The following is a 15640-nucleotide window of genomic DNA, read 5'->3' on the forward strand; positions in this document are numbered from 1 at the left end:
GGCTTCGCATGCGATGGCGTCCGACCACGAAACCCTGTGTTTTCAGGGCTTTGGCCAAGCCACGACTGCCCAGCGCACCCCGGTGTTCTTTGTGCAGAAAACGGATCTTCCTTTCCAGCTGCGGCTCGATCTGGCGCTCAGGCCTGGGCCGGCGCATCGCGTAGTAACTGCTGCGCGGCACGCCCAACACGCGGCACCGGTGCCGAACCGAAAGCTTTCCCGTGGTGCCCTCGATCATTTCTTTCGGCCAAACAGCACCTTCAGATGAGAGGGCAACTGCTTTTTTAGGACATCATTCTCAGCTTCCAGCATCGCCACTCTGGCATTCAGCGAATCGATGAGATCCTGATCCTGCGGCCGGGCAGTTTGCGACGCTCCTACCTGCTCCTTGCGCCACCTCGACACCCATCGACGTAGCGCCGTCGGCCCCACGCCGGTCTGCTCGCAGGCCTTGGGCACCGAATAATTCAATTCGACGACCAAGCGGATGGCCTCTGCCTTTTCTTCAGCTGTAACGACTCGAAACCCCATGAGACTTCCTTAGGTTGATACTCCTACATCATGGTCCATAAATATTGAGCCACAACAGCTTGCCCGCGATTGCGGCGTGTCAGTCGACACATCGGTTGCAGGCAACCTCCACTGCGGGCAAGCGCGCTCCGGCAAAATTACGCCTCGGTGCGGGCCTTGTTATACGTCGCCAGCGCTGGCAGCAACTGCTGATCAATCGCCTGGCGCACCGCCGGGAGGATGGTCGCACTGCCGCTGAGCATTCTTTCCACCAATTGTCGCAGCGCTCGGGCGCGGTCTTCGGTCAGACCGCAGACGGCTTGGGCGCACGCCTGTTCGGCGCTGGCGCCGGAGGGCGTTTCAAAGCCGATGGATCTGAGTTGGCCGATGAGATCGTCCTGGTCGATCAGGTCCGCATGCATCATGACGTTGGCTCCTTTTATTGGGAATGATTCGATTCTGGTGGGGCCCGAAGGGCTCGGCAATACCTGTCGTCGGCAATGTCTGACATACGCATAACGGTGTCGTTTTCGGCTATGTAACTGTTTAGTTAATTCGGCATAATGGCCTCATTCAAAATTGCGCAGGTCATGGTTTGGTCACCCTCTAGCCTGCGCAAGTGCCTCAGCCCCGGTTTTGTAACGGCTTAACCGGGGATTTTTTTGCCTGCCATTTGGGTGCCCTGTGTGCTGCAGGGTATGAGCGGTCTGCGCGACGGCGGCTGTTTTGGTAAACTCCGCAGCCTTCCAGGAGCCGCCATGAACTACCGTCACGCCTTCCACGCTGGCAACCACGCCGACGTTTTCAAACACATCGTCCTGACTCGATTGATCGCGCTGATGTCGCGCAAAGAGCAGCCTTTTGCCTATCTCGACACCCATGCTGGCCTGGGGCTGTACGACCTGCAGGGCGATCAGGCGACACGTACCGGTGAGTGGATCGAAGGCATCGGCCGTCTGTGGGATGCCGACGACGTGCCGCCGATGGCCGCGGGTTACATGGACGTCATTCGTCACATGAACCGCAAGACCGGTGAGCTGCGTTACTACCCCGGCTCCCCGGAGTTGGCGCGTCGCCTGACCCGTGAGCAGGACCGTGTGCTGCTCAACGAAAAGCACCCCGAAGATGGCGCGCTGCTCAAAGACAACATGAAATACGACCGTCGCGTCGCGGTGCATCTGGGTGAGGGCTGGTATGTGCCCCGGGCTCTGCTGCCGGTTCAGGAAAAGCGCGCGGTCATGCTCATTGATCCGCCTTTCGAGCAACTGGACGAGATGAAGCGTTGCTCCGTTGCGCTCAAGGAGGCCATCGCGCGCATGCGCCAGGCCGTCGCCGCCATCTGGTATCCGGTCAAAGACCAGCGCGCCCTGAAACGCTTCTATCAGGACCTCGCCGAAACCGGCGCGCCGAAGCTGCTGCGGGTGGAGTTGCTGGTGCATCCGCTGGAAACGCCCAACAGCCTCAACGGCTCCGGGCTTGCGATCGCCAATCCGCCATGGGGCCTGGAAGAAGAGCTACGCGAGCTACTGCCGTGGCTGGCCGAGAAGCTCGGTCAGACTCAGGGTGACTGGAAGATGGATTGGTTGATAGCGGAGAGTTGATTCACGTGATGTGCGAGGGCCAAAGCCCGCCTCGAACTTCTTGGTGGTTCGAGGCGGGCTGATGGGGTTGGTAGACAGGCGCGGCGGCTAGGTTTGTGAGTCAGCTAGCCATCGCACCACTGTGCCGCCATCGAGGGTACGTCTGATACCGAATAAGTAGTTGCTCTCCTGCAATGCACCTGCGGTACACCATCGCGCTCCCTCCACATTCGCCAAGCCGTATTTATCGCCGAATCCGGGATCAGGTTCACCTGACTCCGCATCAAAGCGCCCGATCATGCCAAAGTTAGGATCTCCAAATGGGGTCATATAACGTCCACAGACGACAATTCTGTCTTCAGAGTCTAAAAAAGCGTCAGATAAGGGCAGGTCAGGCCCTGTCTCGGGATAGATGATTTTTATTTCTCCGCCATTGAACTCCTCAGGTATTTCCCCTTGGTTGTTCAAAGACGCCAGGAAGATGCCTCCCGCCACGTTACCCACAATGATGAGGTTCTCTTTTACCGGAATCATCCGTTGACAAGGAAAATAGCCGACTTCGGTGAATTTTTTGAAATAGCCATTCTCCGCGAAACTGTGGTCGAGGTTGCCGCTGCTGTCGACTTTAATGACGAAACTTTCTCCTTCACGCACTTCAGCGGTTGCGGGCACCTCGCCACTCACAATAAACGAATCGCCTTCTGGTGAAGCAAGGTGAAGTCCGGTCGGAAACCATCTTTTCTCGGGCATCAGTCTGACGTAGCCCTGTTCGTTGAAAGCGGTATCAAGTTCCCCCGATTCTGTAAGTTTTATTAAATAGGTGTGGAGTTTGTAATTCCACGGCTCTGTACCTAATTGGAAAGTTTCGGCTGCTAAAAAGCATCCGCCCTCTGCAAGAGGAATGAAGCCGCCCCAGTCACACCTATTTTGTATATCCTCATTTTGCGCTGAGTAACGGTCCAATGGGGGTAACGCATCGCTCAGCTTTTTATTATCTTCAAATGGCAGGAGGTAGTGCTGCACTCCGCCCTTCCCATAACTTTCATCCAGCGTTCCATCTTCTGAAATACGGGCCGTTGCAGGAACGGTGACCGGAACTCCATTATCATTGGAGGTCAACCTTACCAACAACCGAATCAACACTTTTCCAGTACCGGGCAAGCTGTGCAGGCCAGTTGTCAGAAAGGGGTTTACATCAGGGTCGAAGGGAAGCGTCAGATAACCCTCTTTGCCGAAACTCGAATCAACTTGCCCCTCCGAGTCTGTCTTACAGTAGCGCGAAGGCACAGTGCTACCGGAATCAATACTCATGATGATGCTATTGTCTGGCAGGACTAAGAGCTGAGTAATATATTCATTGCCACTATCGACATCGCTTACAAACGCCGGGTCAGGTACCGCTTTCTGGTCTGAGGTGTGACTTTGCTTAGTCATTACATTGATCTCCATGTCAGGTATTGATCAGCGTAGTCATGCCGTCGAAGTAGGATTAGATTCCTTCGCGATTGAATTGAACGTTCTAATTTCGAATAGGCAGGAGCTTTAAACTTTCAGCCTGCGGCGAAGCGCGACCCATTACCGCAATGGCAGACTGAAAGTTCTAAGCCTTTATCTGGCTTTCAGCGTTTCAAGGATTTAACGAAGCGGGCATGCAAACGCCCGTGCCGCCAATGCCGCAATAGCCCTGTGGATTTTTCGCCAGGTATTGCTGATGGTACGCCTCGGCGAAGTACACGGTCGGGGCCTGGTCGATTTCGGTGGTGATGGTGCCGTGGCCGGCCTTGGTCAGTTCAGCCTGGAACACCTCGGCGCTGGCCTTGGCTGCGGCCAGTTGCTGCGGGGTGGTGGCGTAGATCACCGAGCGGTATTGCGTGCCGATGTCGTTGCCTTGGCGCATGCCCTGAGTTGGATTGTGCAGTTCCCAGAACATCGCCAGCAGCGCTTCGTAGCTGACTTTTTCCGGCTCGTACACCACTAATACGACTTCGCTGTGGCCGGTCAGGCCGGAGCAGACTTCTTCATAGGTCGGGTTGGGTGTGAAGCCGCCCGCGTAGCCGACGACCGTGCTAACCACGCCTTCACGTTGCCAGAAGCGCCGCTCGGCGCCCCAGAAGCAGCCCAGGCCGAAAATCGCGAATTCGACGTTTTCGAAGAACGGTCCCAGCAGCGGACGGCCGTTGACGAAGTGGGTTTCTGGCAAAGCCATCGGGGTTTCACGGCCCGGCAAAGCCTGCTGGGCGGTAGGGAGTTCGTTTTTGTTCACAAGAATTTCCGAGCGCAAGACCATGAGGCAAATCCTCTCTGGGGGCAGGACAACCGACAGGGTTTGTCAGTGAATGGCAGATATGGGGTCAGTTTCAGCGGATACAAATGCAGGGCGGCAAGTGTGCCGTACCACAAGTGCGTGGGGAAGGCCTCAGGCTGCAGGACCGCGTGGATAACGCCTGAGGGCGTTGATCAGGTCCTCACCTGGAATCGGCTTGTCGAACAGGTAGCCCTGACCCACATCGCAACGGTGGCGACGCAGAAAGGCCAGTTGCTCGGCCGTTTCGATCCCTTCGGCGACCACCGTCAGCTTGAGGTTGTGCGCCATGGCGATCACCGCCGACGTGATTTCCATGTCGTCCTGATCATCCGGGATATCGCGGATGAAGCTGCGATCGATCTTGATCACGTCGATGGGGAATTTCTTCAGGTAACTGAACGACGAATAGCCGGTGCCGAAGTCGTCCATCGCCAGGGTCAGGCCGAGGGTTTTCAACGACTCCAGTTGCAGGCGCGTGTCTTCGGTGGCCTCCAGCAGCAGGCCCTCGGTCAACTCCAGTTCAAGCAGCGACGGATCGAGTTGTTCCTCGCGCAGAATGTTGGCGAGCGAGTCGACCAGCTCCGGGTCCGAAAACTGTTTGGGCGATACGTTGATGGCCACATGCAGTTTGCCGTAACCGGCGGCGGTCAGTTGCTTGCTCATGCGGCAGGACTGGCGCGCAACCCATTTGCCGATCGGGATGATCAGCCCGGTCTCTTCGGCCACGCTGATGAACTGGTCCGGCCGGATCATGCCTTTCTCGGGATGATTCCAGCGCAGCAGCGCCTCCATGCCCAGAAGGCGACCTGTTCGCAGGCACAGCTTGGGCTGATAGAAGACCTCGAGTTCGTTCTGAGTCAGCGCGCGGCGCAGGTTGTTCTCGACGAACAGTTTGTAGCTGGCCTCGGCGTTCAACGCCTCGGTGAACACTTGCACCTGGTGCTTGCCGTTGGCCTTGGCCTTGTGCAGCGCAAGGCCGGCGTTCTTCATCAGTGTCTGCGGGTCGCGGCCATGAATGGGCGCGCACGCAAGGCCAACCGAGCCGGTGACGCTGATCAACTGGTTGTCGACGAACATCGGCTTGTCCAGCGTCGTCAGCACCTGACTGGCGATCCGCTGGCCTTCCTCCGGGCCGGTATCGTCCAGCAGCACGGCGAACTCGTTACTGGCAAAGCGCGCCAGAATGCCGGTCGGGCTGAGGCTGTTGCGCAGACGCCGGGCCAGGCTGATCAGCAGCTTGTCACCGGTCTGATGGCCGAGGCTGTCGTTGATGCGCTTGAAATTGTCGATGTCCACCAGCAACAGGCTGATCGGCGTCTCCACGTCGCGCGCGAAGTGCTCGTCGAGCGTGCGAATGAACGCAGGGCGGTTGCCCAGATTGGTCAGGTTGTCGGTGTATGCCAGCCGCTCGATGCGCTGTTGCGAGAGCTTGGCCTGGGTGATGTCTTCGTAGATGCCGATGTAATGGGTCAGCTCGCGGTTATCGCCGTACACCTTGGAGATCGACAGCTGGCCCCAGTACGGTTCGAGGTTCTTGCGCCGGCTCTTGAATTCGCCCTGCCAGCTATTGCCGCTCGCCAGGCTTGAATTGGCGTCGAGCAGCAGCGAACCGAGGTTTTCCAGTGCTGGCAGTTCCGACAAGCGATGGCCGTGGACTTCATCAGCGGTGTACTGGGTGATCTCGGTGAAGCTTGGGTTGACGTACTCCACGACGCCGTCGCAATTGACCAGCAGGAAGGCGTTCGCACTTTGCTCCACGGCGCGCTGAAACAGGTGCAGGGCGTTGGTGGCGGTGCGGCGGTTGTGGTTATTGATCGCCTGGGCAAACTGGTCGGCCAGCTCCCCAGCGAACGCAATTTCATCGGACTGCCAGTCCCGCGGCGTGCCGGTTTGCTCCAGGCACAACACGCCGACCACCTGGCCATCTATGCGGATACTGGCGTCGAGGATGGCGTTGATGTCACGAGGGCCCAGGCTCTGGGCCAGTTCGCGGGTGCGCGGGTCGAGCTGCACGTCGTTGGCATCGATGGCGCGACTGGTGTGCAAGGCTTCCAGATAGCTGGGGTAACAGCTGATGTCGATCGGCGCGGGCTTGTGGTACTGATCCGTTTCGCGGCGGTATTCGGCAATGGGTTCCAGCGTCTTGCCGTTGAGATTCCAGATCGCGGCGCGGTCGATGTCGTAGATCTCGCAGGCGCTTTTGGTGATCAGTTCGGCCGCTTCTTGCAACGAATTGTTGGAGCTGTAGCGATGGCGCGCCAGGCGCAGAATCAGGCTCTGTTGGGCGCGCACGCGCTCTAGATGCTGCAGCTGCTCATGCTGAGCGCGCTGGTTCAGCTCCAAAGCGATCTGCAGGCGCGAGTTCTGCACTTCCAGGTCCGGGCTAAAAGCCAGCTCGCTGGCGTCGAAGACTTCATCGACCACCATCAGGTAGCCGCGCAGCAAGTGCCGGTTATGTTGCTTGTAGCCTTCACCGATCTCGAGCAGGCCCAGAGGGCCGCGCAGCGTGTGCAAGGTGTAGCGGATCAGGTAATGGGTGTTGCTCGCCAGCTGCATCTGCACCGCGTCGTGTAGTTGATAGCGCGCTTCAGGCTCCATCAGGCTGGCGTAAGGCGAGCCGATCAGCGCGCACAGCTCCATCGCTGGCATGCTGAAGTGCTTTTCGCAGTTGGGGTCCAGATAAAGCATGGCCCAACTGGCTTCATTAAGCCGCTCGAAACGCAGCATGCCGAGCCGCGAGGGCACCGGCAGCTGCGTCACGACCTCGGCCGCCGGTCTTCCGGCAGCATCAGGTTGGCTTTTCATGAAGGAACTCGCTTTAAGAGTACGGTCGCGCATGGGCAAGGAGCCCATCGTTAAATCGCGTGTCGCAAGGTTGCATCATGGCGAACGGGCTGACAAGTGAGCGCGATGGCTTAGTGCTATAAATCTGTCGGCAAAACCGGGATTAACTGAAGGTTGTTGGTCGGATTTGTCGGAATGGGGCGGTAAGTGGTTGTTATTAGTGTCTGGACGGGTCGCGCGCAGGCACTTGGGTCTTAGAAGGTTCTGCATCGGGTACCCGGCAGATTGCCGGCAGCCGCGCTCCTGCAGCCAGGGGAGAGCGCCAACCCGACAAAACATCCGCCCAAAAAAAGCCCCGCCAGATAAGCGGGGTTGAGGTACGAGCGTGGCAGCTCGAAAAACTGCGAGACCCGCTCAATGAAGAGCGGGCCTTTTGAGGCTTACAGCAGGATCGTGCGGATATCCGCCAGCACTTCGCCCAGACGCTTGGTGAAGCGCGCAGCAGCGGCGCCGTTGATCACGCGGTGATCGTAGGACAGCGACAGTGGCAGCATCAGGCGCGGCTGGAATGCCTTGCCGTCCCAGACCGGTTGCATGGTGGCCTTGGACACGCCCAGGATCGCGACTTCCGGCGCGTTGACGATCGGCGTGAAGCCGGTGCCGCCAATGTGACCCAGGCTTGAGATGGTGAAGCAGGCGCCCTGCATGTCGTTGGCCGACAGCTTTTTGGAGCGCGCTTTTTCAGCCAGCTCGGCAGCTTCCGCAGCCAGTTGCAGCAGGCTCTTCTGGTCGACGTTCTTGATCACAGGGACCAGCAGGCCGTCCGGAGTATCCACCGCGAACCCGATGTGGAAGTACTTTTTGCGAATGACGGCTTTACCGCTTGGCGCCAGCGAGCTGTTGAAGTCCGGCAGTTCCTTGAGCAGGTGCGCGATGGACTTGAGCAGCAGTGGAAGCACGGTCAGTTTCACGCCGGCCTTTTCAGCGACGGCTTTCTGCGCAACGCGGAAAGCTTCCAGGTCAGTGATGTCGGCCTGATCGAACTGAGTCACGTGCGGGATGTTCAGCCAGCTGCGGTGCAGACCGGTCGCGCCCAGTTGCATCAGGCGGGTCATCGGCACTTCTTCGATTTCGCCGAAACGGCTGAAATCGACTTCCGGAATCGGTGGGATGCCCATGCCGCCGGCAGCGCCGCCAGCGGCTGGCGCGTCCTTGGACTTGGTCATGATCGATTTGACGTAAGCCTGCACGTCCTCTTTCAGCACGCGACCATGCGGGCCGGTGGCCGTCACGGCGCTGAGCTCGACGCCGAATTCACGCGCCAGCTGACGAACAGCCGGACCTGCATGAACCTTGGCACCGCTGGCTGCAGGTGCAGCAGCCGGAGCCGGAGCGGCTTCGGTTTTTGCAGCTGGAGCGGCGGCTGGAGCGGCGGCCGGGGCGGCAGCAGGGGCTTCAGCCTTGGCCGGAGCCGGTGCTGCAGCCGGAGCAGGAGCGGCGGCCGGCGCAGCGCCAGCGACCTTCAGTTTCAGGATCAGGTCGCCAGTGCCGACTTCATCTTCGACCTTGACGCTGATGCTCTCGACAACGCCTGCCGCTGGAGACGGAATCTCCATCGATGCTTTGTCGGATTCCAGGGTGATCAGGGACTGGTCAGCCTCGATGCTGTCACCGACCTTGACCATCAGCTCGATGATGCGAGCCTTGCCCGATGAACCGATGTCCGGAACGTGGATGTCCTGAACAGCCGCTTCGGCGGCTGGAGCTGGCGCAGCAGGGGCAGCGGCTTCAGCCGGTTTTTCAGCAGCAGGTGCAGCCGGAGCAGGCGCAGCGGCAGCCGGTTCAGCAGCCGGTGCGGCGGCAGCTTCGCCTTCTGCTTCCAGTTCGAACAGCTCGTCGCCTTCTTTCAGGCGGTCGCCCAGCTTGACCTTCATGGCCTTGATGACGCCGGCCTTGGGAGCCGGGATTTCCATGCTCGCCTTGTCAGACTCCAGCGTCAGAACGCTCTGGTCCGCTTCGATGCGATCACCGACCTTCACGAACAACTCAATGACTTCACCTTCACCGTTGCCGATGTCGGGTACGCGAATTAGCTCACTCACAATGTCTCTCCTCAGGAGAACCTGTTCCTCGACTGCGCTGTTCCAGTTGCGACGAAACAGCCTGGATGCTCATTTACCGAAGTAAATTCCGCATCGCCGGCTGTTCCGCGCAATCTGTCAGCGCTCTATACGATCTTTACGCAGACGCTCAGCAGTCCAGCGGGTTGCGTTTTTCAGGGTCGATGCCGAACTTGGCAATGGCTTCGGCCACGACCTTCGGTTCGATATCGCCGCGATCGGCCAAGGCTTCCAGGGCGGCCAGCACAACGAAGTGACGGTCGACTTCGAAGAAGTTACGCAGCTTCTTGCGGCTGTCGGAACGGCCGAAACCGTCGGTGCCCAAGACTTTGTATTCCTTGGTCGGAACCCACTGACGGATCTGGTCAGCGAAGAGCTTCATGTAGTCGGTCGAAGCGATCACCGGACCTTTACGGCCGTTGAGGCATTCTTCAACGTAGCTCAGTTGTGGCTTCTGGCCGGGCTTCAGGCGGTTGCTGCGCTCTACGGCCAGGCCGTCGCGACGCAGTTCGTTGAAGCTGGTAACGCTCCAGACATCGGCGCCGACGTTGAACTGCTCGCGCAGGATCTTCGCCGCTTCGCGTACTTCGCGCAGGATAGTGCCCGAACCCAGGAGCTGCACGTGGTGCGCCGCTTCCTTGGTGTCTTCTTCGAGCAGGTACATGCCCTTGACGATGCCTTCTTCGGAACCGGCCGGCATGGCTGGCTGGACGTAGGATTCGTTCATCACGGTCAGGTAGTAGAAGACGTCCTGCTGTTCTTCGAACATCTTCTTCATGCCGTCCTGAATGATCACCGCCAGCTCGTAGCCGTAGGTTGGATCGTAGGTGCGGCAGTTCGGGATGGTCGAAGCCAGGATGTGGCTGTGACCGTCTTCGTGCTGCAGACCTTCACCGTTCAGGGTGGTACGACCGGCGGTGCCGCCGACCAGGAAGCCACGGGTGCGGCTGTCGCCTGCGGCCCATGCCAGGTCGCCGATACGCTGGAAACCGAACATCGAATAGAAGATGTAGAACGGAATCATCGGCTGGTTGTGGCTGCTGTACGAAGTACCTGCAGCGATGAAGGAGGACATCGCGCCTGCTTCGTTGATGCCTTCTTCGAGGATCTGACCTTTCTTGTCCTCGCGGTAGAACATCACTTGTTCTTTGTCGACCGGCTCGTACAGCTGGCCTACGGAAGAGTAGATGCCCAACTGACGGAACATGCCTTCCATACCGAAGGTACGGGCTTCGTCCGGGATGATCGGAACGATGCGCTGACCCACTTCCTTGTCCTTGACCAACTGCGTCAGGATGCGCACGAAGGCCATGGTGGTGGAGATTTCGCGGTCGCCGGTGCCGTCAAGGATGGCCTTGAGGGTGTCCAGCGGCGGCGTCGGCAGGCTGAAGCTTTCGGCGCGACGCTGTGGTACGAAGCCGCCCAGCGCAGCACGACGCTCGCTCAGGTAACGGGCTTCGGCGCTGCCTTCTTCCGGTTTGAAGAATGGCAGGGATTCCAGCTGATCGTCTTTGACCGGGATGTCGAAGCGGTCGCGGAAGTGACGCAGGCTGTCCACGTCGACTTTCTTGGTGTTGTGCGCAGTGTTCTTCGCTTCACCGGCGCCGGTGCCATAACCCTTGATGGTCTTGGCCAGAACCACGGTCGGCTGACCCTTGTGGTTAACCGCCTGATGATAAGCCGCGTAAACCTTGTACGGGTCGTGGCCGCCACGGTTGAGTTTCCAGATTTCGTCGTCGGACATGTCCGCAACCATCGCCTTGAGTTCTGGCGTGTTGAAGAAGTGCTCACGTACGAAGGCGCCGTCTTTGGCCTTGTAGTTCTGGTACTCGCCGTCGATGACTTCGTCCATGCGACGTTGCAGGATGCCGTCGACGTCCTTGGCCAGCAGTGGGTCCCAGAAACGGCCCCAGATGACTTTCGTCACGTTCCACTGGGCGCCACGGAAAACGCCTTCCAGTTCCTGGATGATCTTGGCGTTGCCGCGCACCGGGCCGTCGAGGCGCTGCAGGTTGCAGTTGACCACGAAGATCAGGTTGTCCAGCTTCTCGCGACCGGCCAGGGCGATGGCGCCCAGGGATTCCGGCTCGTCGGTCTCGCCGTCGCCCAGGAAGCACCAGACTTTCTGCTTGCCTTCCGGGATATAACCGCGGTGCTCCAGGTACTTCATGAAGCGCGCCTGATAGATCGCCTGGATCGGGCCCAGACCCATCGAAACGGTCGGGAACTGCCAGAAGTCTTTCATCAGCCACGGGTGTGGATAAGAAGACAGGCCATTGCCATCGACTTCCTGACGGAAGTTGGTCATTTGCTCTTCGGAAATACGGCCTTCCATGAACGCACGGGCGTAGACGCCTGGCGATGCGTGACCCTGGAAGTAGATCAGGTCGCCGCCGTGTTCGTCGGTCGGGGCCTGGAAGAAATAGTTGAAGCCGATGTCGTACAGGGTTGCACTGGAAGCGAAGCTGGAGATGTGACCGCCCAGATCCGGATCGCCGATGTTGGTTTTCACAACCATTGCCAGGGCGTTCCAACGTACCAACGAGCGAATGCGGCGTTCCATGAACAGGTCGCCAGGCATGCGTGCTTCGTGGGTAACAGGAATGGTGTTGCGATAAGGCGTAGTGATGGCGTAAGGCAGCTGCGAACCACTTCTTGTGGCCAGCTCACCCATACGGGTCATCAGGTAATGAGCACGGTCTTCGCCTTCTTTGTCGAGAACCGATTCCAGGGCGTCCAGCCATTCCTGGGTTTCGACGGGATCGAGGTCTTGCATGGCTTGCTCCAGGGCGGAAAGGCTTCCAGAATCGGTTGCCTGAGTTTGTTGCGACTGGCCTTGTGGGCAGACGACGTAAAAATTCTTGGATGACCGGAGTGGTACCCGGCGTTGTGTAGTTTTACTACAAATCTTCGGCTAATTCAGCTTTTTGACTTGTATATACAGTAGTAAAACTACAGCTTAGCGATGTTTTCGCTCGCGTTGCTGTGTCAGATAAAACGGTAATTCTAGTTAAAAGATCAAATGAAAAACCTTAAAACCAATGCTGGCAGTCAAAGAAAACAAATCGCCAGCAATTTTTAACCTTTGTTCGACAGTCCTGTCAGCGACAGGTGTGCCTACCAGGGCAGGTAGTCTTTCGAACGCCGACCTAGGATAGACCATGAGCCTACCCTCGCTGGCTGAGTTGCCGGCCATCCTGCTGCCGTTGGTCACTCGTGCACAACAGTCGTTCCGCGCATCGCTCGACGCACTGACGGACGTCGACAAGGCTAGGTTCGACACTTGGCCGCACGCTCGACTGGCGGCGTTCGACCGCGTCTGCGGCGCCAGTGATTTCGTGGCCGAGCATGTGGCCCGCGATCCACTGATGCTCCTCGAACTGGCCGAGTCCGGCGAGCTGGAGCGCAGTTTTGGCGCTGGCGAATTACACGGCCAGATTGCGCGAGCGGTCGTTGAAGCGACCACCGACGATGAACTGGGGCGTAATCTACGTCGTCAACGCACGCGCCAGCAAGTGCGAATTATCTGGCGTGACCTGACCAGGCAGGCTGATCTTGTCGAAACCTGCCGCGACCTTTCCGACATGGCCGATGGCAGCATCGACCTTGCCTATCGATGGCTTTACGAGCGTCATTGCCAGCAATTCGGCACGCCGACCGGCCGTCGGACAGGCGAGCCGCAACAGATGGTCATCCTCGGCATGGGCAAGCTGGGCGCCGTGGAGCTGAACCTTTCCTCGGACATCGATCTGATCTTCGCCTATCCCGAAGGCGGCGAAACGCAAGGGGTGAAGCGGGCGCTGGATAACCAGGAGTTTTTCATCCGGCTCGGCCAGCGGCTGATCAAGGCGCTGGACCCGGTGACGGTGGATGGCTTTGTGTTTCGCGTTGACATGCGCCTGCGTCCGTATGGCTCCTCCGGCGCGCTGGTGCTGAGCTTCAACGCGCTGGAGCAGTATTACCAGGATCAGGGCCGTGACTGGGAACGCTACGCGATGATCAAGGCGCGGGTGGTCGGCGGCGATCGGGCCAAGGGTGACGAGCTGCTGGAAATGCTGCGCCCGTTCGTCTATCGGCGTTATCTGGACTTCTCCGCGATCGAAGCGCTGCGCACCATGAAGCAGCTGATTCAGCAGGAAGTCCGGCGCAAAGGCATGGCCGAGAACATCAAGCTGGGCTCGGGCGGCATTCGCGAAGTCGAATTCATCGCGCAGGCCTTTCAATTGATCCATGGCGGGCGCGACCTCAGCCTGCAGCAGCGGCCGTTGCTCAAGGTGCTGCGTACGCTCGAAGGGCAAGGCTACTTGCCCGCGGCGGTGATTGACGAACTGCGCCAGGGCTATGAGTTTCTGCGTTACACCGAGCACGCCATCCAGGCGATCGCCGACCGTCAGACCCAAATGTTGCCCGATGGCGCGCAGGATCAGGCGCGTATCGCGTTCATCATGGGCTTTGCCGACTGGAACAGCTTTCACGAAAAGCTCATGTATTGGCGTGGCCGGGTCGACTGGCATTTCCGTCAGGTCATCGCCGACCCGGATGAGGAAGAAGGTCAGCCAGAAGGTGGCGAAGAGATCGTCGGAGGTGAGTGGCTGCCTCTGTGGGAAGAGTCCCAGAACGAGGAAAGCGCCTGCCGCCAGTTGCAGGAAGGCGGGTTCGCGGACGCGGAAAAGGCCTTGAAGCACCTCAACAATCTGCGCAACAGCTCCCAATTACGCTCGATGCAGCGGCTGGGACGCGAACGCCTGGACGCCTTCATTCCTCGCCTGCTGGCGCAAGCGGTGGAGCACGACAATCCTGATCTGACCCTTGAGCGGGTCCTGCCGCTGGTCGAGGCCGTGGCGCGGCGTTCGGCCTACCTAGTCTTGCTGACTGAAAACCCTGGCGCATTACGCCGTCTGCTTACCCTGTGTGCAGCCAGCCCGTGGATCGCCGAGCAGATCGCGCGTTTCCCGCTGCTGCTCGATGAGTTGCTCAATGAAGGCCGTCTGTTCAGCCCGCCGCAGGCCCCGGAACTGGCCGCCGAGCTGCGCGAGCGTTTGACGCGTATTCCCGAGGACGACCTCGAACAGCAAATGGAGGCGCTGCGGCATTTCAAGCTCGCGCACCGGTTGCGCGTGGCCGCCTCGGAGATCACCGGCAGCCTGCCGCTGATGAAGGTCAGCGATTACCTGACCTGGCTGGCCGAGGCGATTCTGGAGCAGGTGCTGGCGCTGGCATGGCGTCACACGGTTGCCCGGCACGGCGCGCCGCGTCGGCCTGATGGCAGCGTGTGCGATCCGGGTTTCGTGATCGTCGGTTATGGGAAAGTCGGCGGCATCGAATTGGGCCATGGTTCGGATCTGGACCTGGTGTTCATTCATGATGGCGACCCCCAGGCCGAAACTGACGGTCCCAAACCCATCGACGGCGCGCAGTTTTTTACCCGGTTGGGGCAGCGGATCATTCACTTGATCACGACGCAGACCAACTCCGGCCAGTTGTATGAGGTGGACATGCGCTTGCGGCCTTCCGGTGCCGCCGGGCTGCTGGTCAGTTCGCTCGGCGCGTTTTCCCGTTATCAGGAGAACGAGGCCTGGACCTGGGAGCATCAGGCGCTGGTTCGCGCACGGGTGCTGGTCGGCAGTGCCGATGTGGGTCGCGGGTTCGAGGCGGTGCGTGCCGCCGTACTGGGGCGCGAGCGCGACCTGGACAAGTTGCGCCAGGAGGTCAGCGAGATGCGCGCTAAAATGCGCGACAACCTCGGGACTCGGGCCACTGCGGCGGGCAAGGGGCCAAATGCCTTCGAAGCCACGGCCTCCTTCGATCTCAAGCAGGACGCCGGTGGTATCGTCGATATCGAATTTATGGTGCAATACGCGGCCCTGGCGTGGTCCAGAGAGCATCCCGCACTGCTTCGCTACACCGATAACATCCGGATTCTCGAGGGCCTGGAAGAGGTGGGTCTGATGCCTGCCGCCGATGCCAGCCTGCTGCGCGAGGTGTATAAAGCCTACCGCTCAGCGGCCCATCGACAGGCTCTGCAGAAGGATGCGGGCGTTGTCTCCGGCGATCAGTTTGTCGCCGAGCGGCGCGAAGTGATGCGGATCTGGGCGCAGTTAGGGTTGAGTTAAGGCATGAAGGATTCTTCACTGAATCCTGGGGCCTCATCGCGAGCGAGCTCACTCCTACAGAGATTGAATATCCCCTGTAGACGCGCGCTTGTTCCTGCAGTGGTCAATTACCCCTGCAGGAGTGAGCTTGCTCGCGATGACGTCAGTGAAAGCGCTGCAAGGTCTGGATGTAATGGACCTATATAAAGCTATGACAGGGAGGCGTCAGGCTGTGTGGAAGCGTCACGC

At 59.3% G+C, this 15640-nt stretch carries 10 protein-coding genes; 2 read left to right on the top strand and 8 right to left on the bottom strand.

Annotation, left to right across the window (positions count from 1 at the left end):
• The 3 genes from QRN36_RS26390 to QRN36_RS26400 form a co-directional block, all read right to left on the bottom strand.
• Positions 1–181: IS3 family transposase (locus tag QRN36_RS26390; RefSeq protein WP_373568803.1), on the bottom strand; the 181-nt coding region annotated here is incomplete at its 3' end.
• A 53-nt stretch (positions 182–234) separates the two neighbouring features.
• Positions 235–531: a transposase gene (locus QRN36_RS26395; protein WP_285426717.1), complete on the bottom strand. Its 297-nt coding sequence runs from the start codon at positions 529–531 to the stop codon at positions 235–237.
• Between the two features lie 137 nt (positions 532–668).
• The gene (locus QRN36_RS26400) at positions 669–935 is read right to left on the bottom strand and encodes a hypothetical protein (protein WP_285426718.1); all 267 of its coding nucleotides are present in this window, start codon (positions 933–935) and stop codon (positions 669–671) included.
• Between the two features lie 333 nt (positions 936–1268).
• On the opposite strand from QRN36_RS26400, the gene QRN36_RS26405 reads away from it, so the two are divergent.
• Positions 1269–2111 carry a 23S rRNA (adenine(2030)-N(6))-methyltransferase RlmJ gene (locus QRN36_RS26405; protein WP_285426719.1) on the top strand — a complete coding sequence of 281 codons (843 nt, stop codon included), beginning with the start codon at positions 1269–1271 and terminating at the stop codon, positions 2109–2111.
• An 87-nt stretch (positions 2112–2198) separates the two neighbouring features.
• Here the strand turns inward: QRN36_RS26405 and QRN36_RS26410 are convergent, their stop codons facing one another.
• The 5 genes from QRN36_RS26410 to aceE form a co-directional block, all read right to left on the bottom strand.
• A complete protein-coding gene (locus QRN36_RS26410) occupies positions 2199–3524 on the bottom strand; it encodes a hypothetical protein (protein WP_285426720.1) in 1326 nt (441 codons plus the stop codon).
• A gap of 193 nt (positions 3525–3717) precedes the next feature.
• On the bottom strand, positions 3718–4377 hold the full coding sequence (gene msrA / locus QRN36_RS26415) for a peptide-methionine (S)-S-oxide reductase MsrA (protein WP_285426721.1): 660 nt from the start codon (positions 4375–4377) through the stop codon (positions 3718–3720).
• Positions 4378–4506: 129 nt separating this feature from the next.
• Positions 4507–7200 carry a bifunctional diguanylate cyclase/phosphodiesterase gene (locus QRN36_RS26420; RefSeq protein ID WP_285426722.1) on the bottom strand — a complete coding sequence of 898 codons (2694 nt, stop codon included), beginning with the start codon at positions 7198–7200 and terminating at the stop codon, positions 4507–4509.
• Positions 7201–7619: 419 nt separating this feature from the next.
• Complete coding sequence (gene aceF / locus QRN36_RS26425; RefSeq protein ID WP_285426723.1) at positions 7620–9281, bottom strand: dihydrolipoyllysine-residue acetyltransferase; 1662 nt, start codon at positions 9279–9281, stop codon at positions 7620–7622.
• Between the two features lie 148 nt (positions 9282–9429).
• A complete protein-coding gene (gene aceE, locus QRN36_RS26430; protein ID WP_285426724.1) occupies positions 9430–12075 on the bottom strand; it encodes a pyruvate dehydrogenase (acetyl-transferring), homodimeric type in 2646 nt (881 codons plus the stop codon).
• A 385-nt stretch (positions 12076–12460) separates the two neighbouring features.
• On the opposite strand from aceE, the gene glnE reads away from it, so the two are divergent.
• Positions 12461–15412 carry a bifunctional [glutamate--ammonia ligase]-adenylyl-L-tyrosine phosphorylase/[glutamate--ammonia-ligase] adenylyltransferase gene (gene glnE, locus QRN36_RS26435; protein ID WP_285426725.1) on the top strand — a complete coding sequence of 984 codons (2952 nt, stop codon included), beginning with the start codon at positions 12461–12463 and terminating at the stop codon, positions 15410–15412.
• The last annotated feature ends 228 nt before the right edge of the window (positions 15413–15640 follow it).

Source organism: Pseudomonas sp. efr-133-TYG-103a (assembly GCF_030209235.1).
Taxonomy (GTDB): Bacteria; Pseudomonadota; Gammaproteobacteria; order Pseudomonadales; family Pseudomonadaceae; genus Aquipseudomonas.